The following is a 21,849-nucleotide window of genomic DNA, read 5'->3' as shown; positions in this document are numbered from 1 at the left end:
TGCTAACTTTTACAAGACTAAAAACTAGATAATATATCGAAATAAAAATTTTTTATAAGTCTTAAACTTCTCTCCCCTAAACTAAAGTTTTTAACATCACGAATATTTTTATCCAGCATCTTAAGAGAATCTTCAATTTCAATTAAAGATAAAGGTAAAGATTTATTAAGAAGTAAAACTTGAAAATCCCTTAAAGTAATAACCTTGTCATTATAAAATATCTTCATCAAAAAATCACTTATAATATCTCTTTTAATATTTAAAAGAACGCAAATAAAAATAATGTTTGCCTCTTCTAAAATATCAAATGAAAAAGTATCAACAAATATTCTGCTACAAAAACTCTTATTCCATAAATTTGTGATTGGAAATTTTAATTTACTTAAAAATAAAGTATGGCGACTTTGTATATAATCATCCCTGTTAATACTGTAAGCATTATAAGTATAAGTTTTTTTGGTTAAAATATTTTTAAATTCAAGCTGAGCATCAAGACTTAACAATAAAGGATATAAATCAAATACTGTGTTTTTATAATAAAATCCATTAGCAATATTAATACTATTCAGATATATCCTATCATTTAGTCTTGAAATAAATTCATAAAACAACCTTGGAATATTTCTCTCTCCAAACTGCAATATTGTATCATAAGTAACACATGGCCCCATTTCTAAAAAATTACTCTTAAGAGAAACTTTATTAAATCTTTCAAAGTTATTAATTATAAAAAAATTATCAGAAATTTCATTTTTCATAAAAATTTCAGCATTTTTATGAAAATCAATCTCATTATAAACTATATAATTGTTTGAATCTTCCTTAAATAAATTAACAAGTGTATTAAAATTTTCTGGATAATATACCTTCACACCTCTCATTTCCTCTCTAACTCTTCCAATCTCAAATAAAGATCTAAAAAAGTATTAACATCAAGACAATTACACTTTAATGTATTATAATACCCTAAAATATCAGCCCTAATTATAACTTTACGTTTTAAAAGATAATAAAATAATAATGCATTAGATGAAAAACAATTTGTACAAAACCCAAAATCATTTTCTAATAAAACCTTAACTAAGGTTTCATAAAAAGTTGTATTTTGCAATCCCTCAACAGTAATGATGCTACGCCCATTTAACATAAAGGCTGAAACTAAAGACGAATATACAGGCTTTAAGTCTAAGAGCACTAATGAGAATTTTTTATTCATATTTTCAATAAAACTTTGATTGCCTGAATAAAAAATACTTATCAAAAGCTCTTTAGTACTTAAAGGAAGCTTAATACTTTTTGAAAGAGTCTCTCCATTTAAATTAAAGCTAATTAGTATCAATTCGTATACTCCAATTATCTAAAATATCCTTAAGATCAATAGGGGTCTTACAGATATTGAAGTCAAAAGCCTGGATTAAAGCTGTTTTTATTGCACAAACAGATGCAATAAATAATATTCTAAAAGAAAAAACAAATTCACCATCTTCAATAAACTCAAGATCCACAGAATCAACAATATCATAAGTAATATTTCCAAAAACATAATCAACTGCCAAACTAAAAATTGAAAATATACGCTTATTATTTATCCTAAGTTTATCAAACTTACCGTTTTCAACAAAAAAATTCACATTACTAAACACAATATTAAAAGAATATATTTCTATATCAATTTCAAGAGAACAAGCAACATTAAATTTCTTATCTATATCCATAACAAAATCTTGACCAGCTACAACAGGATATTCTCCCCTAAAATTCTCACCGATCATCATGACAAGCACATCCTTAATAGCCAAAACTTCTCTTTCAATAATGTAAGATTCTTTAATCAACGTACTATAAAGTCCAACATCATCTATAAAAACATCACTAACAATAAAATTTACATTACTATAAGATAAGCTAAAAGTCCTAGCTAAAGTATTCCTTAAATAGTTCATTAAGTTGATATCCATAATTTTATAAGGAATAAATACATCTAATTTATCCTTATGTAAACTCATAGAAACAGTTTGATTCCCACCTAAGAGAGCAGAATCTCGATAAGGGTCCAGATTTAAAAAGGCAAATCCTATACCTTTTCTTCTCACATCAAAAATATTATATTCATTCTTTAAACTTATAGCAGATGACTTGCGCATGATAGAATTTTTCAAATCCATCTCTTTAAAAAGTTTGAAAAAAACATTATATTCACTCTTAACATAGCTGAGTAAATAACTAAGAGGTTCAATTGACAAACTAACTGCAAGATTATAAAAATTTGAATAAATAAAATTATAAACAGCAATTCCAAATAAAAAATAATTATCATAAAAAAACACAGCATTACTTGTAGTCGATATAAAATTAAAATGTATACACACATCAAAAAATAAATTATCAAAAATATGCCTGAGGTAATCAAAATAAAATTTATATAAAAAGTGTAATGGTCTGTTGATTTCAAGATCTAACATAATCTTATCAAGCTTATTTTCTGATGATAAATAATTAACAGCTGAAAACTTTAAGTTTAAAGATTGTGCCATTAAAAAATGTCTCTTATAATAAAGAACATTAACCTTCAGCCCAAGTTTTTTAGCAATTATTATGCCTTGTAAGACGGCATTAAACGAAACTGAAAACAAAACATTAACACAATTATTATTAATAGGATTGATAATGATCTTATCTTTAGCAATACAAAAATTATCACTAATAATTTGCTTTACAAGTGCAATATTATCAAGGTCTGCATCAATGACTAAACTATCATCCTTAAAGCATACTTTAACTAAAATAACATCACTGCAATAATTCAAACAGTCTGAAAACTCATAATAAGAATTATAAATTTTAAACTCACCCAATTCTTTTAATCCTGAATCAAAATAAACACCGTTTTGCTCAATGACTTTTAATTCAAAAACAACACTTGCTTCTGCTTCTACTAAAGAGTCTAAGCTATCAGAATATAAAACCAAAGGAATTTGTCCTTCAAAATTTATTTTATTATCAAAAAGTTTTAAATCAAATTCATTAGAATCAACAGCATCGATGACTTTTAAGGTAATATCATCTTTATAACTTATATTAAAAACCTGATCTTTATATTTATCTAAAATCTTAAAATCTTCAATGATAGAATTCTTGATATTACAACAAACTGGCAAAGCCCAAACTTCTTCCATATTCTTTAGCTTCATAAATAATTAAATAAAATAAGGAGGCAAAAATTCATAATTTATCTTCTATTTGTATCATTATGGCACAATACCAACAAAATTACTATTGAAACCAAAACATGATGTAACAATTTAATTTACTCAATTAATGATATCCCAGAAATTAAAGTATAGGGCTCAACGATTATATTATTTTAATGTTATTATATATATATATATATTTTCTTTTGATAAATTTTATAAAGTATGATAATATCAAAATTAAGAATGAATATCAAATAATATTAACAACAGGGTGTTTATGAGTAAAAAGATACTTTCAATGCTCTCTAAAACTTTTATGTTGCTCTCTTGTACATTACTTTTTGGGGAGTCCAAAAAAAATATAACTCACTATATAATGAATCACTCAAAGGTTTATATTCCCAAAGAAGACTTAAGTGAAGATTTTGACAACGAAGAAGAGATAATCTATCATAAGAAAAATGAAATTTCAAAAGATAACAACTCAAATGCACCAAGTAAAAAATCAAATAAATTTAAAGTTTCAGATAACAGAAAAACAAGAAATAATATCTTAACAAATGAAGAGTTACAATATCCACAAAGTTTAAACACAAAAAATTTTTACTCAGAACAAGAAAATATAGACGATTGGTTCATAAAAGATATAGATAACTTAAAACTTAGAATTGAAAACTATGAGAAAAAAATAGAAAATATAGAAAATCTTTTAAGTCACACAAATATAAAATCAATAAAAAACAAGAATGAAGAATACGAAATTTTAACAAAAAGCTTAAAAGAAATCATTGAAAAGATAAAAAATCTAATTAACACAAAAGAAAACTTATTTAATCATGCTCCTCAATCAAAAAACAATCATTACAACAATGATCAAGAATATGAAGAAAACCAAAATGAATATATATCAAATGAAGAATATAATTATCCACCTGAAAAAAACACATATGATATGCATGCTCAAGAACAGGAATATTTCAATTCAGAAACCCAAATCCTAAGTGAACTGGACAATAAAATCAATAATAACAAAGATACTCTTAACAACAATACTCACAAATTAAGTGAACTGGACAATAAAATCAATAATAACAAAGATACTCTTAACAATAATACTCACAAATTAAGTGAACTGGACAATAAAATCAATAATAACAAAGATACTCTTAACAACAATACTCACAAATTAAGTGAACTGGACAATAAAATCAATAACAATAAAGATACTATTAACAACAATACTCACAAATTAAGTGAACTGGACAATAAAATCAATAACAATAAAGATACTATTAACAACAATACTCACAAATTAAGTGAACTGGGTGATAAAATCAATAACAACAAAGATACTCTTAACAACAATACTCACAAATTAAATGAGCTGGGTGATAAAATCAATAACAACAAAGATACTCTTAACAACAATACTCACAAATTAAGTGAACTGGATGATAAAATCAATAATAACAAAGATACTCTTAACAACAATACTCACAAATTAAGTGAACTGGATGATAAAATCAATAATAATAAAGATACTCTTAACAATAATACTCACAAATTAAGTGAGCTGGATGATAAAATCAATAATAATAAAGATACTCTTAACAACAATACTCACAAATTAAGTGAGCTGGATGATAAAATCAATAACAACAAAGATACTCTTAACAACAATACTCACAAATTAAGTGAGCTGGATGATAAAATCAATAATAACAAAGACACCTTATTAGCATTTCAAAAAGAATTAATAGACTTAAAAAATAATCATGATACTAGCTTAAAAAATATAGAAAACAATTTATCTTCAATAGAAAAAGTAATCAATGCACTAAAAGACAAAATTGATAAAAATGCAGAATTATATGAAGAGAATAAAGATACAATTCAACAAAAGCAAGACAAAATAAATATATTAAATGAAAAATTAATGAATAATGAAAATGCTATTTTAACACTTAAAGAAGAATTTACAAAATACAAAAACAAAGACCTCTTTACACATGACAACGGAGAATCACAATATACAAAAAAAGAATTTTATCCTAACAATGAAAAAAAAATACACAAAAGCAGTGTAATAAAAACTGCTGAATTTACAATATATCCAGATACACATTCAAACAATTATAATTTTAAAGATCAAAGCAGTGAGTTTGATTTTAAAAAATCTAACGGATACTACATTGAAATAGAACCAACAAAAAATTTATATAGAGCACAAGAAATTTACAAACTAATCCCAAAATATAATGTTAAAACCCATTTCATTAATCCATCACTCAAACATAAAGAAAAATTTTTCAGAAACTTAATAAAAATAGAACATGCAAATGAGATAGGAACTCTATACAAAAACCTAGCATCCGAATTTAAAAAGATAAGAATAATAAAATAAATTTAATTATCTAAATCCACAAAATCTTTAATATCAAAAAGACCAAAGGTTTTAATTCCCAAATTATTAGCCTTTTGCAATTTTAATCCGGGTTTCTCTCCAACAAGTAAAAAATCTAAACGCTTAGTAACTGCCCTATTGAAAATAGCACCTTTTTTAGTAATCTTTTCAATAAGAACATCTCTAGAATGCCCTTCAAAAGAACCTGTAATACAAAATTTTTTGCCAAACAAAAAAGAATCATCCACAACATAATTAGTATTATATTCTTCCAATTTAAACCCTAATTCTTTAAAAAAATTAAACTTATCAAGAATAATCTTATCATTAAACGCTTCAATAATATTTAAAGCTATCTTCTCACCTATTCCCTTAATCTTTAAAAGTTTGGCAAGAGCAGCCTCTTTATTTTTACAAAGAGTACTAATTATATCAAACGAATTTAAATTATTATTAATTAAAACCAATATTGTATTTGCTCCAAGCTCCTTAATTCCCATACCAAGAAGCAACTTTCTAAATGGCCTACCTTTACTATCGCTAATTGAACGCTTTAAATTATCTATTCTCTTAAGATCAAAACCCCTTAAATTAATAAGTCTATCAAAATTAAAAGTATAAAGCTCAATCTCCGAAGATATAAACTTCATTTCAAAAAGGAACTCTATTGTTTTTCCTGAAAGTCCTACAATATTCATGCATTTTTTACTACAAAAATACTTTATCTGTTCAATTATTCGATAAGGACAATGTTTATTTACACAAAAAAGATGTGAACCCTCTTTAATTAAAGCCATTTTACATGAAGGACAATTACTAGAAATTTTAAAACTACCAATCGAAAGCTTTTCTACCACCAATTCAACAGCAGGAATTACATCTCCACGTCTTGAAATTGCAACAACATCTCCAACATTTAAGCCAATAGAGTCTATATAATCTTGATTATGCAGACTTGCATTAGTAATAAAAGCCCCCGCAACAAATACCTTCTCCACATGTGCAACAGGAGTAATTTTGCCACTGCGGCCAACCTGAACAACTATGTCAACAATTTTGCTTACGCCTGTGCAAGATTCAAATTTATAAGCTACTGACCACTTCGGATGATGAGAAGTATATCCTAAAATATCCCTTAAAATAAAGCTATCAACTTTCAACACAACACCATCAATCTCATATTCTAAAGAATTTCTTTGCATCTCTATCTTTTTAACATGATTAGTAATTTCTTCTAAGTTTTTACCACCAAAAAATTTACAAAAAGGATTAATTTTAAATCCAAATTTCTTAAGTTTATCAAACGCATCATGATTAGTACTCAATCCAAAACTAGAATATAAAATATCATAAACAAAAATATCTAAAGGAAAACTAGCAACTTCTCTACTATTTATTCTTCTCAGTATACCTGAGGCTAAATTTCTAGCATTAAGGTAAGGATTCTTTAATGTGTGATTTATTTTCAAAAAATTTTCCTTAGTAATATAAATTTCACCCCGCAATACTAATTCAACCTTTTCATCAATAGACAAAGGAACATTTTTAATTGTTCTAACATTCTCAGTAACATCATTACCAACCCTTCCATCTCCCCTAGTCAAAGCTTTCTGCAATATCCCATCTTTATAATAGAGAACAATTGAACACCCATCAATTTTGGGTTCAACTGAGATACCAGTATAAGATCCCAAACTAGAACCTTCTAAGACCATTTTCTCAATCCACAATAATAATTCCTTAATATCATAAGCCTTATCCAAACTTAATATAGGAAAAGAATGTGTAACCTCTTCAAAATTATTTAAAAGATCGCTTCCAAACTTAAGAGTGGGAGAATCCAAAGTTTTATATTCAGGATACTTACTTTCCAAATCTTGAAGTCTTAAAAGAGCTTTATCATAAGTCAAATCACTCACACTGGGTGAGGAATCAACATAATACTCTTTATTCCATTTTCTGATATTATCTCTTAAACATAAAATTTCATCTTCTATATCTTTGATCATAAATTTAACATTGAATCTACCCAAAATTTACATTATATTTTAACAAAATAATGTAAATAAAAATATAAATTTTCAGGGATAAGTTATTGAGTAATAAACTCATTCATTTTAAAATCTAAAGTAAAATACAAAATAGATAATTATGCATGATATCTTTATTTATATTAAATGATATTTAATATGTTATCATGTTAAAATTAAGTAAGGAGTGGGGTTTGGAAGAAAATAAAAAGGCCTTAATAGTTGATGATTCTATTTTTATGCGAAAAAACTTAATCAAGATATTGAAAAAACTAGGCTTTAACGAATTTCTTGAAGCAGAAGATGGAATACAGGCTATTAAAGAATTCGAAAAACAGGAAGAAATCCATCTGATAACTCTTGATATAACAATGATGAGCATGGATGGCATTACAGCCCTTGAAAAAATAAATGAAGTTAACGAAAAACTTGCAAGAAAAATGAATGTATTGATGGTTACAGCACTTGGAAAACAAGAACTCATTGCAAAAGCTTTAGAACTTGGAGCAAAAGGATATATTACAAAACCTTTCAAAGAAGAGCAAATAGCAGAACAAATAAAAAGATTAAACTAGGAAAAAATCCTTGATAGCAAAAGAAGAAATCTATAAAAAAACACAAATCAATACATCAAGTCCTATATCAATATTGGTAATGCTTTATGAGAAAGCAATACAAGATTTAGAGCTTGCCAAAGAATTTTATAAAAGTAAAGATCCAACTAGTACAGCAAAAGCAGATGAAAAAGTTTACCATGCACAAGATATCATCATTGAATTAATGTCTACACTCAATTTTGAAGATGGTGGGGATATTTCAAATAACTTATTCTCAATATATTCTTTTTTAAACAAAACATTAGAAAATGTTATATTAGAAAAGAATAGGGATAATATTCAAGAAGTTTTAAAACATCTTAAAAATCTGCACACAGCTTGGAAAGCATTGCTTAAAAAAGATAATAATATTATTAACAAGAAATTAGGAATCAATATTGTCAACTAATAGAATATTAAAAATATATTTAAAAGATTTAATACTTGAACTAAAAAAATTAAAAGCTATTCTAGAATTTGAAAATGAAGAAATCAATAAAGGAATGCTAAACATATTAAATATTACAAATCCTGCAAAGGATTTAATCTTAAATTCAATCAATAATTATTATATAACCATAAATTCATGGCTAAAGGAACAAGAACAAATGCAAGAAGAAATTAAAAAATTAATTGAGGACACTTGCTTGTTAAAAGAAAAAATATGCATTCAATATCACAATACACACAAAACTTTAAAAAGGCTATTTGCTCAAAAGACAACAATACCAAAGACACAATTATCTAAAACTCTCTTTAAAGACAATAACCCACTTTTAGTAGATGTAAAAATATGAAAGAAATTTACCTAATTGATGCCTTAAATATAATATTTAGAAACTATCATGTAATGAAAAACAATCCTTTAACAAATAAAAAAGGAGAAAATGTCAATGCATTTATTGGATTTTTCAAAACTCTTTTTTTCATAATAAAAGAGAAAAATCCAGAAAATCTAATTGTAACTTTTGACTCAGAGACACAAACATTTAGACAACAAAAGTATCCAAGTTACAAAGCAACAAGAGATGCTCCTCCAGATAATTTAATTCCACAAATTTACTGGATCAAAGAAAGTCTAATAAAAGCAAATATCCCAATGTTCGAAATACAAGGATACGAAGCTGATGATCTTATAGCCAGCTTTGCAAAAAAAGCAGAAATCAACAATTACTTAACTTATATCATTTCTCCAGACAAAGATTTATTACAACTGATGTCGGCTAAAACCAAAATACTTAAAATCGAGAATAGCAGCTTTGTGGAAATGGATAATGATTATGTGATGAAAAAATTTGGAGTAAATAAATCCCAAATCAAAGATTATTTATCCATTGTTGGAGACAGATCAGATAATATACCGGGTATCAAAGGAATTGGGGAAAAAGGAGCTGCTAAGCTACTAAATGAATTTCAAACATTAAATGGAATATACGATAATTTAGATTCTATCAACAATAAATATAGAGAAATATTACTAAAAGAGAGAGAAAATGCCTTTTTAAGTTATGAACTTATCAGTCTTGTAGAAGATCTAGAATTGCCAGCACTTGAAAAATTTAAACTGGAAAACTTAAAAGAAGACATCCTTTTATTATTTGAAGAATATTCTGCAACAACCCTAATTAAATCTTACAAGACTATATTAAAAAAAAGATATGCTACAAATCAAACACAAAAGTCGCTCTTTGAAACCAATATAAATCAAACAGACACAGAGATTTTACAAACAACAACATCACATTCAAATGCTCTTAAAACAATACAAGAAGAAAATATCAAATATGAAACAATATTAAAAAAAGAACAACTTGACTTACTAATAGAAAAACTAAAACAAGCAAACTATGTAGCAATAGATACAGAAACAACTTCTCTTAATGTCCATGAAGCGCAAATAATAGGAATTTCGGTTTCATTTAAAGAATTTGAAAGCTACTATATTCCTATAGAAACTAAAGAAAAAAAAACTATTGAAAAAGCATACATAATCCAAAAATTCAATGAATTTTTTAAAGCACAACCTAAGTTAATTGGTCAAAACTACAAATTCGATTACAAAATACTTAAAAAACATGAATTTAATGTAATCCCACCTTACTTTGATACAATGATAGCAGCATATGTTATCGATCCAAACACAAAAGTATCTCTTGATTTCTTAGCAGAAAAATATTTAATGCATAAAAATATCAGGTACGAAGAAATAGTAGCACAAAATGGCACTTTGAAAGATATACCACTTGAGATGGTCTCCAATTACGCTGCTGAAGATGCTGATATTACTTTCAGGTTATTTAAAATTTTTACAAAAAAACTCAAAGAAGACAACCTTGAAAATCTAATGACAGATATAGAAATGCCATTTAGCAATGTCATTACAGAAATGGAAGAAAATGGAATTTATCTCGATAAAGATTATCTAAGACAATATGGCTATGAACTTGATAAAGAATTAAAATTAATTGAAAATGAGATAATAAAAAGTATAGGTATTGAATTTAATCTAAATTCAACGAAACAACTACATACGGTTTTATTTGAAAGATTAAATCTAGTACTACCCCAAAATGTCAAGCAAGATTCAACAGACATTAAGGTACTAGAGACAATAAAAGAGCAACATGAATCTATACCAAAACTCATACAATATAGGCAAATCGCAAAACTAAAAAATACATATACAGATAATTTAATAGAGTTTGTAAATGAAAAAACAAACAAAATACATACAAATTTTATACAAACAAAAACAGCAACGGGTCGCATTTCAAGCACCTCACCTAACCTACAAAATATTCCAATTAAAGATGAAAAAGGACGTAAAATAAGAGAAGCATTTAAACCTGAGAAAGGCAATATTTTTATTTCTGCTGACTATTCACAAATTGAACTTGTCATACTAGCCCACCTCTCAGAAGACGAATCATTAATTGAGGCATTTAAAAATAAAAAAGACATTCACATAAAAACAGCATCACAACTCTTTAAAGTAGATGAGGAAAAAGTAACATCTTCCATGAGAAGAATAGCAAAATCAATTAATTTTGGAATAATTTATAGAATGTCAGCCTTTAGGCTCTCAAAAGAACTGTCTATTAAAAGAGAAGAAGCTCAAAAGTTCATCGATTCATACTTCAATCTTTATTCTAAAATAAAAACTTTTATACAAAATCAAATAGATTTTGTCAGAAAAAATGGATACAGTGAAACTCTTCTTAAAAGAAGGAGATATATAAAAGAAATTAATAGTCAAAATTACTCAGAACGCTCAGGAGCTGAACGAATAGCAATAAATAGTACAATTCAAGGCAGTGCATCTGATATAATGAAAATAGCAATGATTAAAGTATATAATGAACTTAAAAGTAAAAACTTAAAGTCAAAAATACTCTTACAAGTACACGATGAAATGCTAATCGAATCGCCCGAACAAGAATGTGAAGAAGTAAACAAAATAATCAAAACAATGATGGAAAATGCCTATCCTTTAAAAATTCCTCTAAAAGTAAATATTGAGACTGGAAAATCATGGGGAGAAATTCATCGATAATTGGCATAACTGGTAGAATATCAACTGGCAAAGATACCGTTTCAAAAATTATTAGCAGTGAATATGGTTTTCACGAAATAAATGTAGATAAAATTGGACACACAGCCCTACAAGCAAAACAAGACACAGTAGTCAAGATATTTGGGAAACAAATATTAAATAATAAAAACGAAATAGAAAGAATAAAACTGAGAAATATTGTATTTAATGACAGGAAAAAACTAGAAAAATTAGAAACAATCACACATCCCCTTATATATAAAGAAGTAGAACAAGTAATATTAAAGAAAAAATTTGATAAAATCATAATTAATGCTGCACTACTTTTTAAATTAAATCTTGCAAAATTCTGCGGACATATATTTATAACAAAAGCAAATGATGAGATAATAAAAAATAGACTCAAATCAAGTCGCAATATTGATGAAAATTTGATTATAAATATTCTTAAGTGTCAAAAAGATATTTTTTTAAATAAAAATATTCTAAATTCAAAAATAATAAATATAATTAACAATAAGAGCTATGAATATCTAAAAAATGAGATTAGAAAAAAGATGAAAGAGGTAACATAGATGAGAGATTTTAATGAAAATAATAACAAAGGATTTTTAGTAGCATTAACTTCAATTGTAACTGTTTGTACAATTATATTTCTTGGAATAATTATTTTCTTCCCAAATAAAAACTTAGCCTCCGAAATCGCAGGTAAAAATATTATTTTACAAGAAACAAAAGATGAAAACGTCATAGAAAGTGAAAATAATGAAGATACTTTAGCAATAACTGATAAGCCAAATGAAATCATAATTGACCTCACACAAGATATCAAACAAGATAAAAGTTTCAATAGTAGTATAAATCAAAATAATAAAAAAATTATTAACAAAAAAGAACCACAAATCATAAATCAACATCAAACTACAAACACACACACAAAAGAAGAAAAATTACAAAAAACACAAACAATTGCAAAGACAAAACAAGAAAACAAAAAAAAACAAAAACACAATAACTTTGAAAACAAATATGACCCTCGAAAAGAATACTACATACAATTTGCATCACTCGCAGATCCAATCTCTGCTGATAACAATATTCAAGAATTGATGAAATATAAAATAAATGCAAAAATCTATTCAGCAACAATAAACGATAAAGACACCTATAGAGTCAGATCTGGACCTTACAAAACCATATCAGAGGCAAAACTCGATCTCAATAAAATATCAGGCTCAAGTGAGTTTAAGGATGCTTACATATTAACTATTAACAAATAAATCAAAATTAGAGACATACTTATGATATTTCTCTAAATAAACATCATGCATACTGGCACTAAAAGATATAACCTGTTTAAATTTAGCAAGCTTTTTAAATGCCTTATCCAAGCTATCGAACTCCCCTAAGCAACAAAAAGCCAAGATTGCATTACCGATAATCTCAGCATGTTTAAATTCAAATATCTTTAAATCTTTACCAATAATATTCGATTTTAGTTCATTTAAAAACAAATTATCTGAATTAGAACCACTCACAAAAATGTCTAAAACATCCCTTTTAAAAGATTTAAGCTGAAGTATTTTATTGTAAAAGGAAAAATAAGCGGCTTCAAGAATTGCAATTCCTATCTGTAAAGGATTATCTACTTTTCCAAAAATACCTTTGTTCAAATTATCTCTTATTTGCGAATCTATTAAAATATGATCAGAAAAAAGCTCCCTCTTGCTTAAATAAAAATAAACATTACCTGAATCATATACTCTAGGGATCTCTTCAAAAAATTCCTCAAACGATTTTTTCTTTTTAAATAATCTATCTTTAAACAATTGCAATAAGTATCCAGAAGGAACTATTCTTCCAATAACAAATAAATTATCTAAAAAATAAGGATACACCAAAGAAAAGTCTGACAAATATGCATCTGAGATAAAATTAAAACCCTCGCTTGTACCTGTTCTATTTGAGACAATTCCAGAAAAGAATGCCCCACTTCCAATAAGAACGCTTAAATAATCCATTCCAGCATTAATTACTTCTATCCCACTATCAATGCCAAATTCAATACTAGCACTATTAGTAACCCGACCAGCAACCTCTCCCATCCTTAAGAAAGGGGGAAATTTATTTGTATCAAGATTATGCTTTCTTATTTCAATATCATTCCAAATAAAAGGAATATAAGACAGACTTGGATAGCTTGTAATCAGATTATCTGTAAGCAAATAAATAAAATACTCAAAACAAGATACAAAATATCTAACCTTGTCATAAACTCCCCTCTCAACTGTGCTAAGCACAAAGGGTAAGAAAGATGATTTCCCTCTAAAGTTACTAACCACCTTAGAAGAATTCCAATGTAAAACTTCCAAAGGAACCAAATTTGAATCAAGAGCTATTAGACATGGAGAAATACCACTAACAGAAATACAATCTATTTTTTTATACTTAAAATTAGAAATTATTCTCTTGAAAGCAAAAAGCCATATTTTATAATCAAAGTTTTCAAAATCAACATTGAAATGATCAAAATAATTTACATCAAAACTCTCTAAAACCCCATGATGAGAATTAATTAAAGCGGATTTTAAAGTACTAGTACCAATATCAATACTGAGTACATCCATAAAATTAACTCTTAGAAATCAAATTTTGAATGTCATGACTTCTATCAAGAATTTTTTGCAAACTAACCCTATTGTGAATGGCAAAAATTGCACCTGCAAAAAGATGTGCAACATTAGCTTCATAATACCAAGGTTTACTTATAAGCCTATCATCATGATACACAGCATTTGTCCCAATTATTTTATAAAAATAGCCTTCCTCATAAGCTTTATCAAAATATCTAATTGCATCTCCATTAAAAAATGGGAGACTTATTGCACATATAATCTTCTTAGCCCCCATACTTTTTAAAAGTTTCACAGCCTTAATTAAGGTTCCACCAGTAGCCAAAATATCATCACTCATAAAAACATTTTTACCCTCAACATCTCCTAAAAGTTTAGTAACAGAAATATTAGAATCGTTAACATTATGCGTTACCTTTGAATAATCTCTTTCCTTATAAAGCAAAGCTAAAGGCCTTTTAAGATTAGATGCAAAAAATTTGTTCCTATTAACAGCACCTGTATCAGGAGAAACAACTACCAAACTTGAATCTCTAATATCTATTAATTCAGCTAAAGCATCAAAAATTTCATAAGACGCATTTAAATTTTCAAAATACGTTTTTCTAAAAACATTTTCAATCGCTTTTGAATGAATATCTAGTGTTAAAATATGTTTAACTCTCAATTCTTCTAAAAATCTCCCAAAAAGACTTGCTGTTAAACCTTCTCTTGAATGCTTTTTATCTTGCCTCGAGTAAGGATAAGAAGGAATGATAACACTAACAGAATTAGCCTTAGCCTGCATGCATGCATCTATTGTGGTCATCAAATTCATTAAATGATCATTAATTGTCATTACTACTTTTTCATTATTATTTACATTAACTGGATAAGTATTAGAAACATCTTGCACGATAAAAATATCTTTATTTCTTATGGTTTTTAAAATTTCTGCCTTAAATTCACCATTAGCAAACTTAACAAAATTTACAGGAATCTCCACCGACTCATCAAATCTTAAGTTAGAAAATTCAAGTCCTTCTAAAAAAGGAGACAAAATTTCTTCAAGCTTCAAGACATCTTCTTTGAAACAACTAGAAGTTTGCGAAATTTTTTCAATAACTTCACTCTCACTATCTAAAAATATTTTTTTAAGTTCTTCCATTATTTTATCTGCAAATACCCTTCCACCGGGACAGGCAATAATTCCTATTGATTTCTTAATAAGCAAACCCAATTTTAAAACTCCCTACTTCAAACAGAAACTCTTTACTTCATTGTACATCAATACAAATAATTCACACAAGATTAAGGAAAATCTCTAAAGTTAAAACAGTAACAATTTTAATCATTAACAAATTAAAACTAGCCAATGCAATAAACTTAAAAACGCAAAAATTTATTTATTATCCACCTAAATAACTCCAAACTCAAAACCTATACCAAGCTTAAAATCAGAAAATTTATTATTCTGAATATTCCAACAATAATATCCCTCAAGTACCAAAAAAGCAAATGTAGATCTTGCACCAAGATCCCAACCAAAAATATCATATTCATCCATGATGGAATCCCTAAAAGCAGTAGCCATATTAACTCTAGGCCCAGTAAATAATGCAACAGATCCAATAAAAAAATCTAACCTTGTATAAACTCTAGATTCAATGGCTGCAATGAATGAAAAAATATCACTCAACCGTCCCTTACGATTAACATACCTCAACACATTAAAACTAAATCCAAGTTCAAAACCAAGTGAAAAAAAATCATCAAATTTTGCTCCCATTTGAGCATATCCCCCATAAGTTAAACCGGTCTTAGCAATGTTAACCATATCTGCAAAATCTGTAACAATTTTTTCTCTAGCTAAATCAGACATATTACTCTCAAGTTCTTCACCAATATATAAAGCTGTATTATAAAAGTTTGAAATAGTACTAACCGGAAAATCCAGGCCAACCCCCAAATTAAGTTCAAAATCAACATCTGAGAAAGCATTACTTGTAATAAATATCAATAAACTCAAAAATAAAATCTTTATCTGCATAACACTTAAGTCCCCCAAAATATTTAAATGAATTTGCACATTAAGATCATTAAAAAACAAATGCCAAAATTATCATAAAACAATCTTTAACCTTTAATCCTCCAAAACGGACGAGACTATCTCACTTGCATTAGAAGGAACTGAATATTTTAATTCCTTATATTTTAAAATATACTTCTTTGCGGTTTCCATGTCCTTCTTTAAATGATAAATATAAAAAACATTAAATAACGCTTCTTGATTAGCAGGTGCGATTTCCAAAGTTTTTAAATACAATTTTAAAGCCTCTTCTAAATTTTCCTTCCTAAAATATAGATAAGCTTTTAAATTAATCAACAAAATATTGTCCTGATCATTTTCCAATAAAGATTCAAGCTTTAATCCAGCTTCATCATATTTCTTCAAATTGATATAAGCCAAAATAAAATTATAAGTAGACGCATCATTCACATTAGAATTAAATTTAATAGCTTGTTCATAAAGTTCAACGGATGCCTGATTATTACCAAGCTCCTCATTTAATTTGGCAAGCTTATAATATTCATCTGAAATAGTTTGATAATCTTTAGCAAGAGTTTTACAAGACAATACAAAATAAAAAAGGAAAAAAAATAACCCCTTATACATTAAAGCAAAACCCAAATACTAGACTAAAATAAACATTATAAATTTCAATCAAACATCAATCAATGTCTAAATAACTACCGGTATCTCAAATCCAAGTCCAGCCCTTAAATCTCTATATTTAAAATCATTAATAGAAAATAATAATGACGATTCAACACTAAGAAAGGCTAATCTCAATCTAAAACCTGTCTCAATAACATTAAAAGGATTGGTTACTCTGCCATTACCAATTAAATTCCCTGTATAAACAGGATCTACAACTAAAGATCTATCACCAAAACCTGAAAATAAAGTAGCTGCTAAATAATAAATATCATATTTTATGAATAATCTCGGAACTATCCCTGAACCCAACTTAACAGGATAGGAAGCCTTTAACAGGTTTAAATTAGGAAACATCATCCTTCCAAGATTTACACCAAATCCAAGTTCAAATCCATAATAAAAATTACTGGTAGCAATAGGAAGACCAATTTGAAAATAACCCTGAAAACCAGTACTAAATAAAGGTGACAATTTTTGCCGCAAAGCATCATTTAAAACAGTCCCTGGTGTAGAAATTTCTTCACATAATCTCAAAAAATCATCTTGATTACTAATTCCAAACTCATTTAATTGACTAAATATTACTTCCTTTAACTCAATAGCTCGTTTTGCCGTTTCTTCTAAATCAACTAAGAGTTTTCTTATACTCGATCCAGTCTCACCTAATTTTTGAAGCGTAACCTTGTTGTTTAACTTACTCAATTCACGCAAAAATTTCTTCAAATCATGAGTACTATTTACAAGTGAGTCTAAATCACTCAAATCCGAATCATCCACATTATCCAACTGTGAATCTGAATTCTTTCTATTCTTAAACAGCCTAATGAGAAGATTTAAATTGTTTTGAAAAGAACTATATAAAACAGCTGCACTGTTCTCAAATTCACTTAAACGATTGAGAAAATTATTTTGAAAATTTGTCAAGATAGTAAATAATTCAAAACTTATCAATTTATCTAAAACTGTGCCAGTTTTTCTATTAAATAAAGAAAATGACTCAAGACTAATTTGTGTACTAAAACCCGCTGAGAAATATACAAACTTGGCATAAGATGTACTAAAAGATAAAAATAATATTATAATAATTAAAAATTTTTTCATATCCTAAGCCCTTACAAGATAATTATAAGATGATAACATTTATTGCAAAAAAATACAATCCAATTTTACTTTTTAAATCAAATTATATTGTCCCCCATTATCAATTTAAAGGAAAAAAATTAAGAAGGATTCCTATACATTAAGAACCCTTCTTAAATAACTAAGTCAACAACTAAAATTAAAGCTTTTCTTGGTCATACTTATTAAATATATGTTCCGTTAAATATTTACCAACTGACCTTTTCTCTTGTACAAGCTTAGATATTATATTAAAGTGTCTTGGTTCAATCTTAAAATATTTATAGGCTCTTCCGTCCTTAAAAAATACAGAAAGTTCAGACAAAGCAGAATCATAATCAACCTGACATATTTTACTCAATTCATGAGATATTGTTAAAGTATTCAAACTTATATCCTCCAATGATTAATTCTTAGGAGTATAAAATATAAAGTAAAGAAAGAGTAAATTCATTAAATATTAAGCATTTTTAATCAATGAAATCAAAATTTACTAAATGATATATTCCTTATAATTAACTGTATATGTTTAATACAATTTAGTCAAGCAAGTCTATAAATAACTGGACTTTCTCACAAGCTACAATTGAAAAATAATTAATTTAATTTTATAAATTCAATACGAAAAAACCCCTGCTAAAAAAAGCAATTAAATATATTACTTAACATTTAGACAATGAAACTCCCTTAAGTCAAAATCGACCAAAACAGTTTAAAATAGACTTTTTTTAAAAAATTATGTAGAATAGTTAGGATAATTAGTGTTCTAAGTATACATCATTCAGGAGGAAAAATATTCCATGGACTATAAAAAATTGCGAAACATAGGTATTAGTGCCCACATTGATTCAGGAAAAACAACACTCACAGAACGTATTCTTTTTTATTGCAACAAAATTCACGCCATTCATGAAGTAAAGGGAAAAGATGGAGTTGGAGCAACAATGGATTCAATGGAACTTGAAAGAGAACGGGGAATCACAATTGCATCTGCTGCAACTCACGTTGAATGGAAAAACCATCCAATAAATATTATTGATACTCCGGGTCACGTTGACTTCACAATTGAGGTTGAACGTTCACTTAGAGTGCTAGATGGCGCGATACTTGTTCTCGACTCTGTTGCAGGAGTTCAATCTCAATCAATTACAGTTGACAGACAATTAAAAAGATATAATGTACCACGTCTTGCCTTCGTAAATAAATGTGACAAAACCGGAGCCAATCCTAACAATGTAAAAGATCAACTTAAAGATAAGCTTGGTTTAAACTCAGTTTTAATGCAAATTCCAATAGGACTTGAAGATAAACACATGGGCGTTGTGGATCTTGTTTTAATGAAAGCCTATTACTTTGAAGGCAAAGATGGAATAGAAATTATAGAAAAGGAAATTCCTGCTGAGTTAATCAATGAGGCTGAAGAAAAGAGAAAAATAATGCTTGATGCTTTATCTGATTTTAATGATGAACTTATGGAACTTCATATGGAAGGAGAAGATATAGCTGTAGAGACAATATATGATGCCATTAGAACAGGTACTTTGGCTTTAAAATTTTGTCCCGTATTTATGGGTTCTGCTTATAAAAACAAAGGTGTTCAACTTTTACTTGACGCTGTAAATAGATTTTTGCCTTCTCCTCATGACATCAAAAATGTGGCTCTTGACCTAAACGAAAACGAAAAAGAAATTGAACTTAAAACTGATGAAACCTTACCAACTGTAGCACTGGCTTTTAAACTAGAAGATGGACAATACGGACAATTAACTTATGTAAGAATATATCAAGGGATTTTAAAAAAAGGACAAGAACTAATAAATTCAAGAACTTCTAAGAAATTCAAAGTTGGCAGACTTATTAGAATGCATGCTAATAACACTGAAGACATTGAATTTGGAAGCAGTGGTGATATCGTTGCATTATTTGGGATAGAATGCGCATCAGGAGATACATTCTGCGACCCTTCAATTAACTATTCAATGACATCAATGTACATTCCAGAACCAGTAATATCTTTATCAATAAAACCTAAGGATAAAAAATCAGCTGACAACATGGCAAAAGCTCTTGCAAGGTTTACTAAAGAAGACCCTACATTCAAAACTTATGTAGATGCCGAATCAAAAGAAACAATAATACAAGGAATGGGTGAACTACACTTAGAAGTTTACATTGAAAGAATGAGAAGAGAATTTAAAGCAGAAGTTGAAACAGGGATGCCTCAAGTAGCATACAGAGAAACCATTACAGACAAAGCAGAATTTAACTATACTCACAAAAAGCAATCAGGAGGTGCAGGTCAATTTGGAAGAGTTGCTGGCTTTATGGAACCACTTGAAAGTGAAGGACAAACTTATGAATTTGTCAATCTTATAAAAGGTGGAGTAATTCCAACGGAATACATTCCATCATGTGACAAAGGATTCCAAAAGGCTATGGAAAAGGGAACTTTAATCGGCTTTCCAATTGTCGGGATTAAAGTCACAATTAATGACGGTCAATATCACGTTGTTGACTCATCAGACATTGCATTCCAACTTGCAGCAATAGGAGCATTCAGAGAAGCTTATAATAAGGCAAAACCTACAATACTCGAGCCAATAATGAGAGTAACTCTTGAAGGTCCAACCGAATTTCAAGGCAATATGTTTGGTCTCTTAAACCAAAGAAGAGGAATAATTTTGGGCTCTGTTGAAGAAGGAAATTTTTCAAAAGTTGAAGCTGAGGTACCTTTAAGTGAAATGTTTGGATTTTCAACCGTTTTAAGATCTTCCACACAAGGAAAAGCTGAATTTTCAATGGAATTCCTAAGATACGGGAAAGTTCCAAGTACAACATTTAATGAATTATGCAAAAAATTTAACGAACAAAAATAAGGAGGAATCATTATGTTTGAATTAACGCATGAAAAACAAGAAATAAGAATAAAAAACAAATTTTTGGCTCAGGTTTTTGGATTAATGGCAATTGGTCTCTTAATATCTGCAATATTTGCATACACAACATCTGAAAATCCTGCAATGCGAGCTATAATATTCACAAATCCAATGTCATATATAGCAATGATACTTGTACAATTTGGACTTGTTTATGCAATAAGCGGAGCAATCGAGAAAATATCAAGCGGCACAGCAACAGCTCTTTTTCTAGGATACTCAGCTTTAACAGGAGTAACACTATCTTCTGTATTTATGATATATACTCAAAGTTCAATATTCTATACATTTGGAATTACTTCTCTAACTTTCCTTGCAATGTCCTTTTACGGATACACAACAAGCACAGACCTTACAAAAATGGGAAGCTATTTTATTATGGGATTATGGGGCATCATTATTGCATCTATTTTTAACATATTTTTTAGAAGTTCGGGGCTCAATTTTTTAATCTCAATTTTAGGTGTCATATTATTTACAGGTCTAACGGCTTACGATGTTCAAAATATTTCTAAAATGAATAGAATGTTAGAAGACGGTACCGAAATTAAAAGTAGAATGGCAGTTGTAGCCTCTCTAAAGCTTTACCTAGATTTCATAAATTTATTCTTATATTTACTAAGATTTTTAGGAGAAAGAAAAGATTAAAAGCCAAAATACAAATTTAAAGCTAACGTTAAAGT

The 21,849-nt window shown here is 27.9% G+C and carries 19 protein-coding genes; 9 read left to right on the top strand and 10 right to left on the bottom strand.

The annotated features are described in order from the left end of the window. Positions 1 to 17 precede the first annotated feature (17 nt). Genes BT0_RS02790 through BT0_RS02780 form a run of 3 tightly spaced genes read right to left on the bottom strand, consistent with a single transcriptional unit; the run spans position 18 to position 3,191 of the window. Positions 18 to 881 carry a consevred protein gene (locus BT0_RS02790; RefSeq protein ID WP_011772498.1) on the bottom strand — a complete coding sequence of 288 codons (864 nt, stop codon included), beginning with the start codon at positions 879 to 881 and terminating at the stop codon, positions 18 to 20. Beyond that, positions 878 to 1,339: a hypothetical protein gene (locus BT0_RS02785; RefSeq protein ID WP_011772497.1), complete on the bottom strand. Its 462-nt coding sequence runs from the start codon at positions 1,337 to 1,339 to the stop codon at positions 878 to 880. Before BT0_RS02785 ends, BT0_RS02790 begins: the two co-directional genes overlap by 4 nt. Beyond that, on the bottom strand, positions 1,326 to 3,191 hold the full coding sequence (locus tag BT0_RS02780) for a hypothetical protein (protein ID WP_011772496.1): 1,866 nt from the start codon (positions 3,189 to 3,191) through the stop codon (positions 1,326 to 1,328). Before BT0_RS02780 ends, BT0_RS02785 begins: the two co-directional genes overlap by 14 nt. A gap of 280 nt (positions 3,192 to 3,471) precedes the next feature. Here BT0_RS02780 and BT0_RS02775 point away from each other — a divergent pair, with 280 nt between their 5' ends. Then, positions 3,472 to 5,598, top strand: coding sequence for a coiled-coil domain-containing protein (locus tag BT0_RS02775; protein WP_049752270.1), 2,127 nt, complete (start codon positions 3,472 to 3,474; stop codon positions 5,596 to 5,598). Between the two features lie 2 nt (positions 5,599 to 5,600). Here BT0_RS02775 and ligA read toward each other — a convergent pair whose 3' ends face one another. Further along, a complete protein-coding gene (ligA, locus tag BT0_RS02770) occupies positions 5,601 to 7,607 on the bottom strand; it encodes an NAD-dependent DNA ligase LigA (RefSeq protein ID WP_041178495.1) in 2,007 nt (668 codons plus the stop codon). Positions 7,608 to 7,822: 215 nt separating this feature from the next. On the opposite strand from ligA, the gene BT0_RS02765 reads away from it, so the two are divergent. From BT0_RS02765 to BT0_RS02740, 6 genes are read left to right on the top strand one after another with little or no spacing between them, the layout of a single operon-like run. After that, positions 7,823 to 8,203: a response regulator gene (locus BT0_RS02765; protein ID WP_041178494.1), complete on the top strand. Its 381-nt coding sequence runs from the start codon at positions 7,823 to 7,825 to the stop codon at positions 8,201 to 8,203. A gap of 10 nt (positions 8,204 to 8,213) precedes the next feature. After that, entirely contained in the window at positions 8,214 to 8,633 is a 420-nt protein-coding gene (gene fliS / locus BT0_RS02760) for a flagellar export chaperone FliS (protein ID WP_011772492.1), read from the top strand. Beyond that, complete coding sequence (locus BT0_RS02755; protein ID WP_011772491.1) at positions 8,623 to 9,021, top strand: hypothetical protein; 399 nt, start codon at positions 8,623 to 8,625, stop codon at positions 9,019 to 9,021. The genes fliS and BT0_RS02755 overlap by 11 nt, the downstream gene beginning before the upstream one ends. Further along, positions 9,018 to 11,777, top strand: coding sequence for a DNA polymerase I (gene polA / locus BT0_RS02750; protein ID WP_011772490.1), 2,760 nt, complete (start codon positions 9,018 to 9,020; stop codon positions 11,775 to 11,777). The genes BT0_RS02755 and polA overlap by 4 nt, the downstream gene beginning before the upstream one ends. Further along, positions 11,756 to 12,352 carry a dephospho-CoA kinase gene (coaE, locus tag BT0_RS02745; RefSeq protein WP_011772489.1) on the top strand — a complete coding sequence of 199 codons (597 nt, stop codon included), beginning with the start codon at positions 11,756 to 11,758 and terminating at the stop codon, positions 12,350 to 12,352. The genes polA and coaE overlap by 22 nt, the downstream gene beginning before the upstream one ends. Next, positions 12,353 to 13,057 (top strand): SPOR domain-containing protein, encoded by a 705-nt coding sequence (locus BT0_RS02740; protein WP_011772488.1) that lies wholly within the window; start codon positions 12,353 to 12,355, stop codon positions 13,055 to 13,057. Here BT0_RS02740 and BT0_RS02735 read toward each other — a convergent pair. From BT0_RS02735 to BT0_RS02710, 6 genes are all read right to left on the bottom strand, one after another. Further along, entirely contained in the window at positions 13,040 to 14,404 is a 1,365-nt protein-coding gene (locus BT0_RS02735; protein ID WP_011772487.1) for an FGGY-family carbohydrate kinase, read from the bottom strand. The two genes, BT0_RS02740 and BT0_RS02735, sit on opposite strands and share 18 nt — an antisense overlap. Before the next feature lie 4 nt (positions 14,405 to 14,408). Beyond that, entirely contained in the window at positions 14,409 to 15,629 is a 1,221-nt protein-coding gene (locus BT0_RS02730) for a ribose-phosphate pyrophosphokinase (protein WP_011772486.1), read from the bottom strand. 177 nt (positions 15,630 to 15,806) lie between these two features. After that, positions 15,807 to 16,439, bottom strand: a complete 633-nt coding sequence (locus BT0_RS02725) for a hypothetical protein (protein WP_041178577.1) — start codon at positions 16,437 to 16,439, stop codon at positions 15,807 to 15,809. A 93-nt stretch (positions 16,440 to 16,532) separates the two neighbouring features. Beyond that, positions 16,533 to 17,066, bottom strand: coding sequence for a tetratricopeptide repeat protein (locus BT0_RS02720; RefSeq protein WP_041178493.1), 534 nt, complete (start codon positions 17,064 to 17,066; stop codon positions 16,533 to 16,535). A gap of 66 nt (positions 17,067 to 17,132) precedes the next feature. Beyond that, positions 17,133 to 18,212 (bottom strand): hypothetical protein, encoded by a 1,080-nt coding sequence (locus BT0_RS02715; RefSeq protein WP_011772483.1) that lies wholly within the window; start codon positions 18,210 to 18,212, stop codon positions 17,133 to 17,135. 178 nt (positions 18,213 to 18,390) lie between these two features. Further along, complete coding sequence (locus BT0_RS02710) at positions 18,391 to 18,618, bottom strand: KTSC domain-containing protein (RefSeq protein ID WP_025375539.1); 228 nt, start codon at positions 18,616 to 18,618, stop codon at positions 18,391 to 18,393. A gap of 412 nt (positions 18,619 to 19,030) precedes the next feature. Here BT0_RS02710 and fusA point away from each other — a divergent pair, with 412 nt between their 5' ends. Further along, positions 19,031 to 21,106: an elongation factor G gene (gene fusA / locus BT0_RS02705; protein ID WP_011772481.1), complete on the top strand. Its 2,076-nt coding sequence runs from the start codon at positions 19,031 to 19,033 to the stop codon at positions 21,104 to 21,106. 12 nt (positions 21,107 to 21,118) lie between these two features. Further along, positions 21,119 to 21,814: a Bax inhibitor-1/YccA family protein gene (locus BT0_RS02700; protein WP_011772480.1), complete on the top strand. Its 696-nt coding sequence runs from the start codon at positions 21,119 to 21,121 to the stop codon at positions 21,812 to 21,814. Positions 21,815 to 21,849 lie beyond the last annotated feature (35 nt).

The sequence above is a fragment of the Borrelia turicatae 91E135 genome (assembly GCF_000012085.2).
In the GTDB taxonomy this organism is placed as follows: Bacteria; Spirochaetota; Spirochaetia; order Borreliales; family Borreliaceae; genus Borrelia; species Borrelia turicatae.
This window is presented reverse-complemented; position numbering and strand designations above follow the sequence as displayed.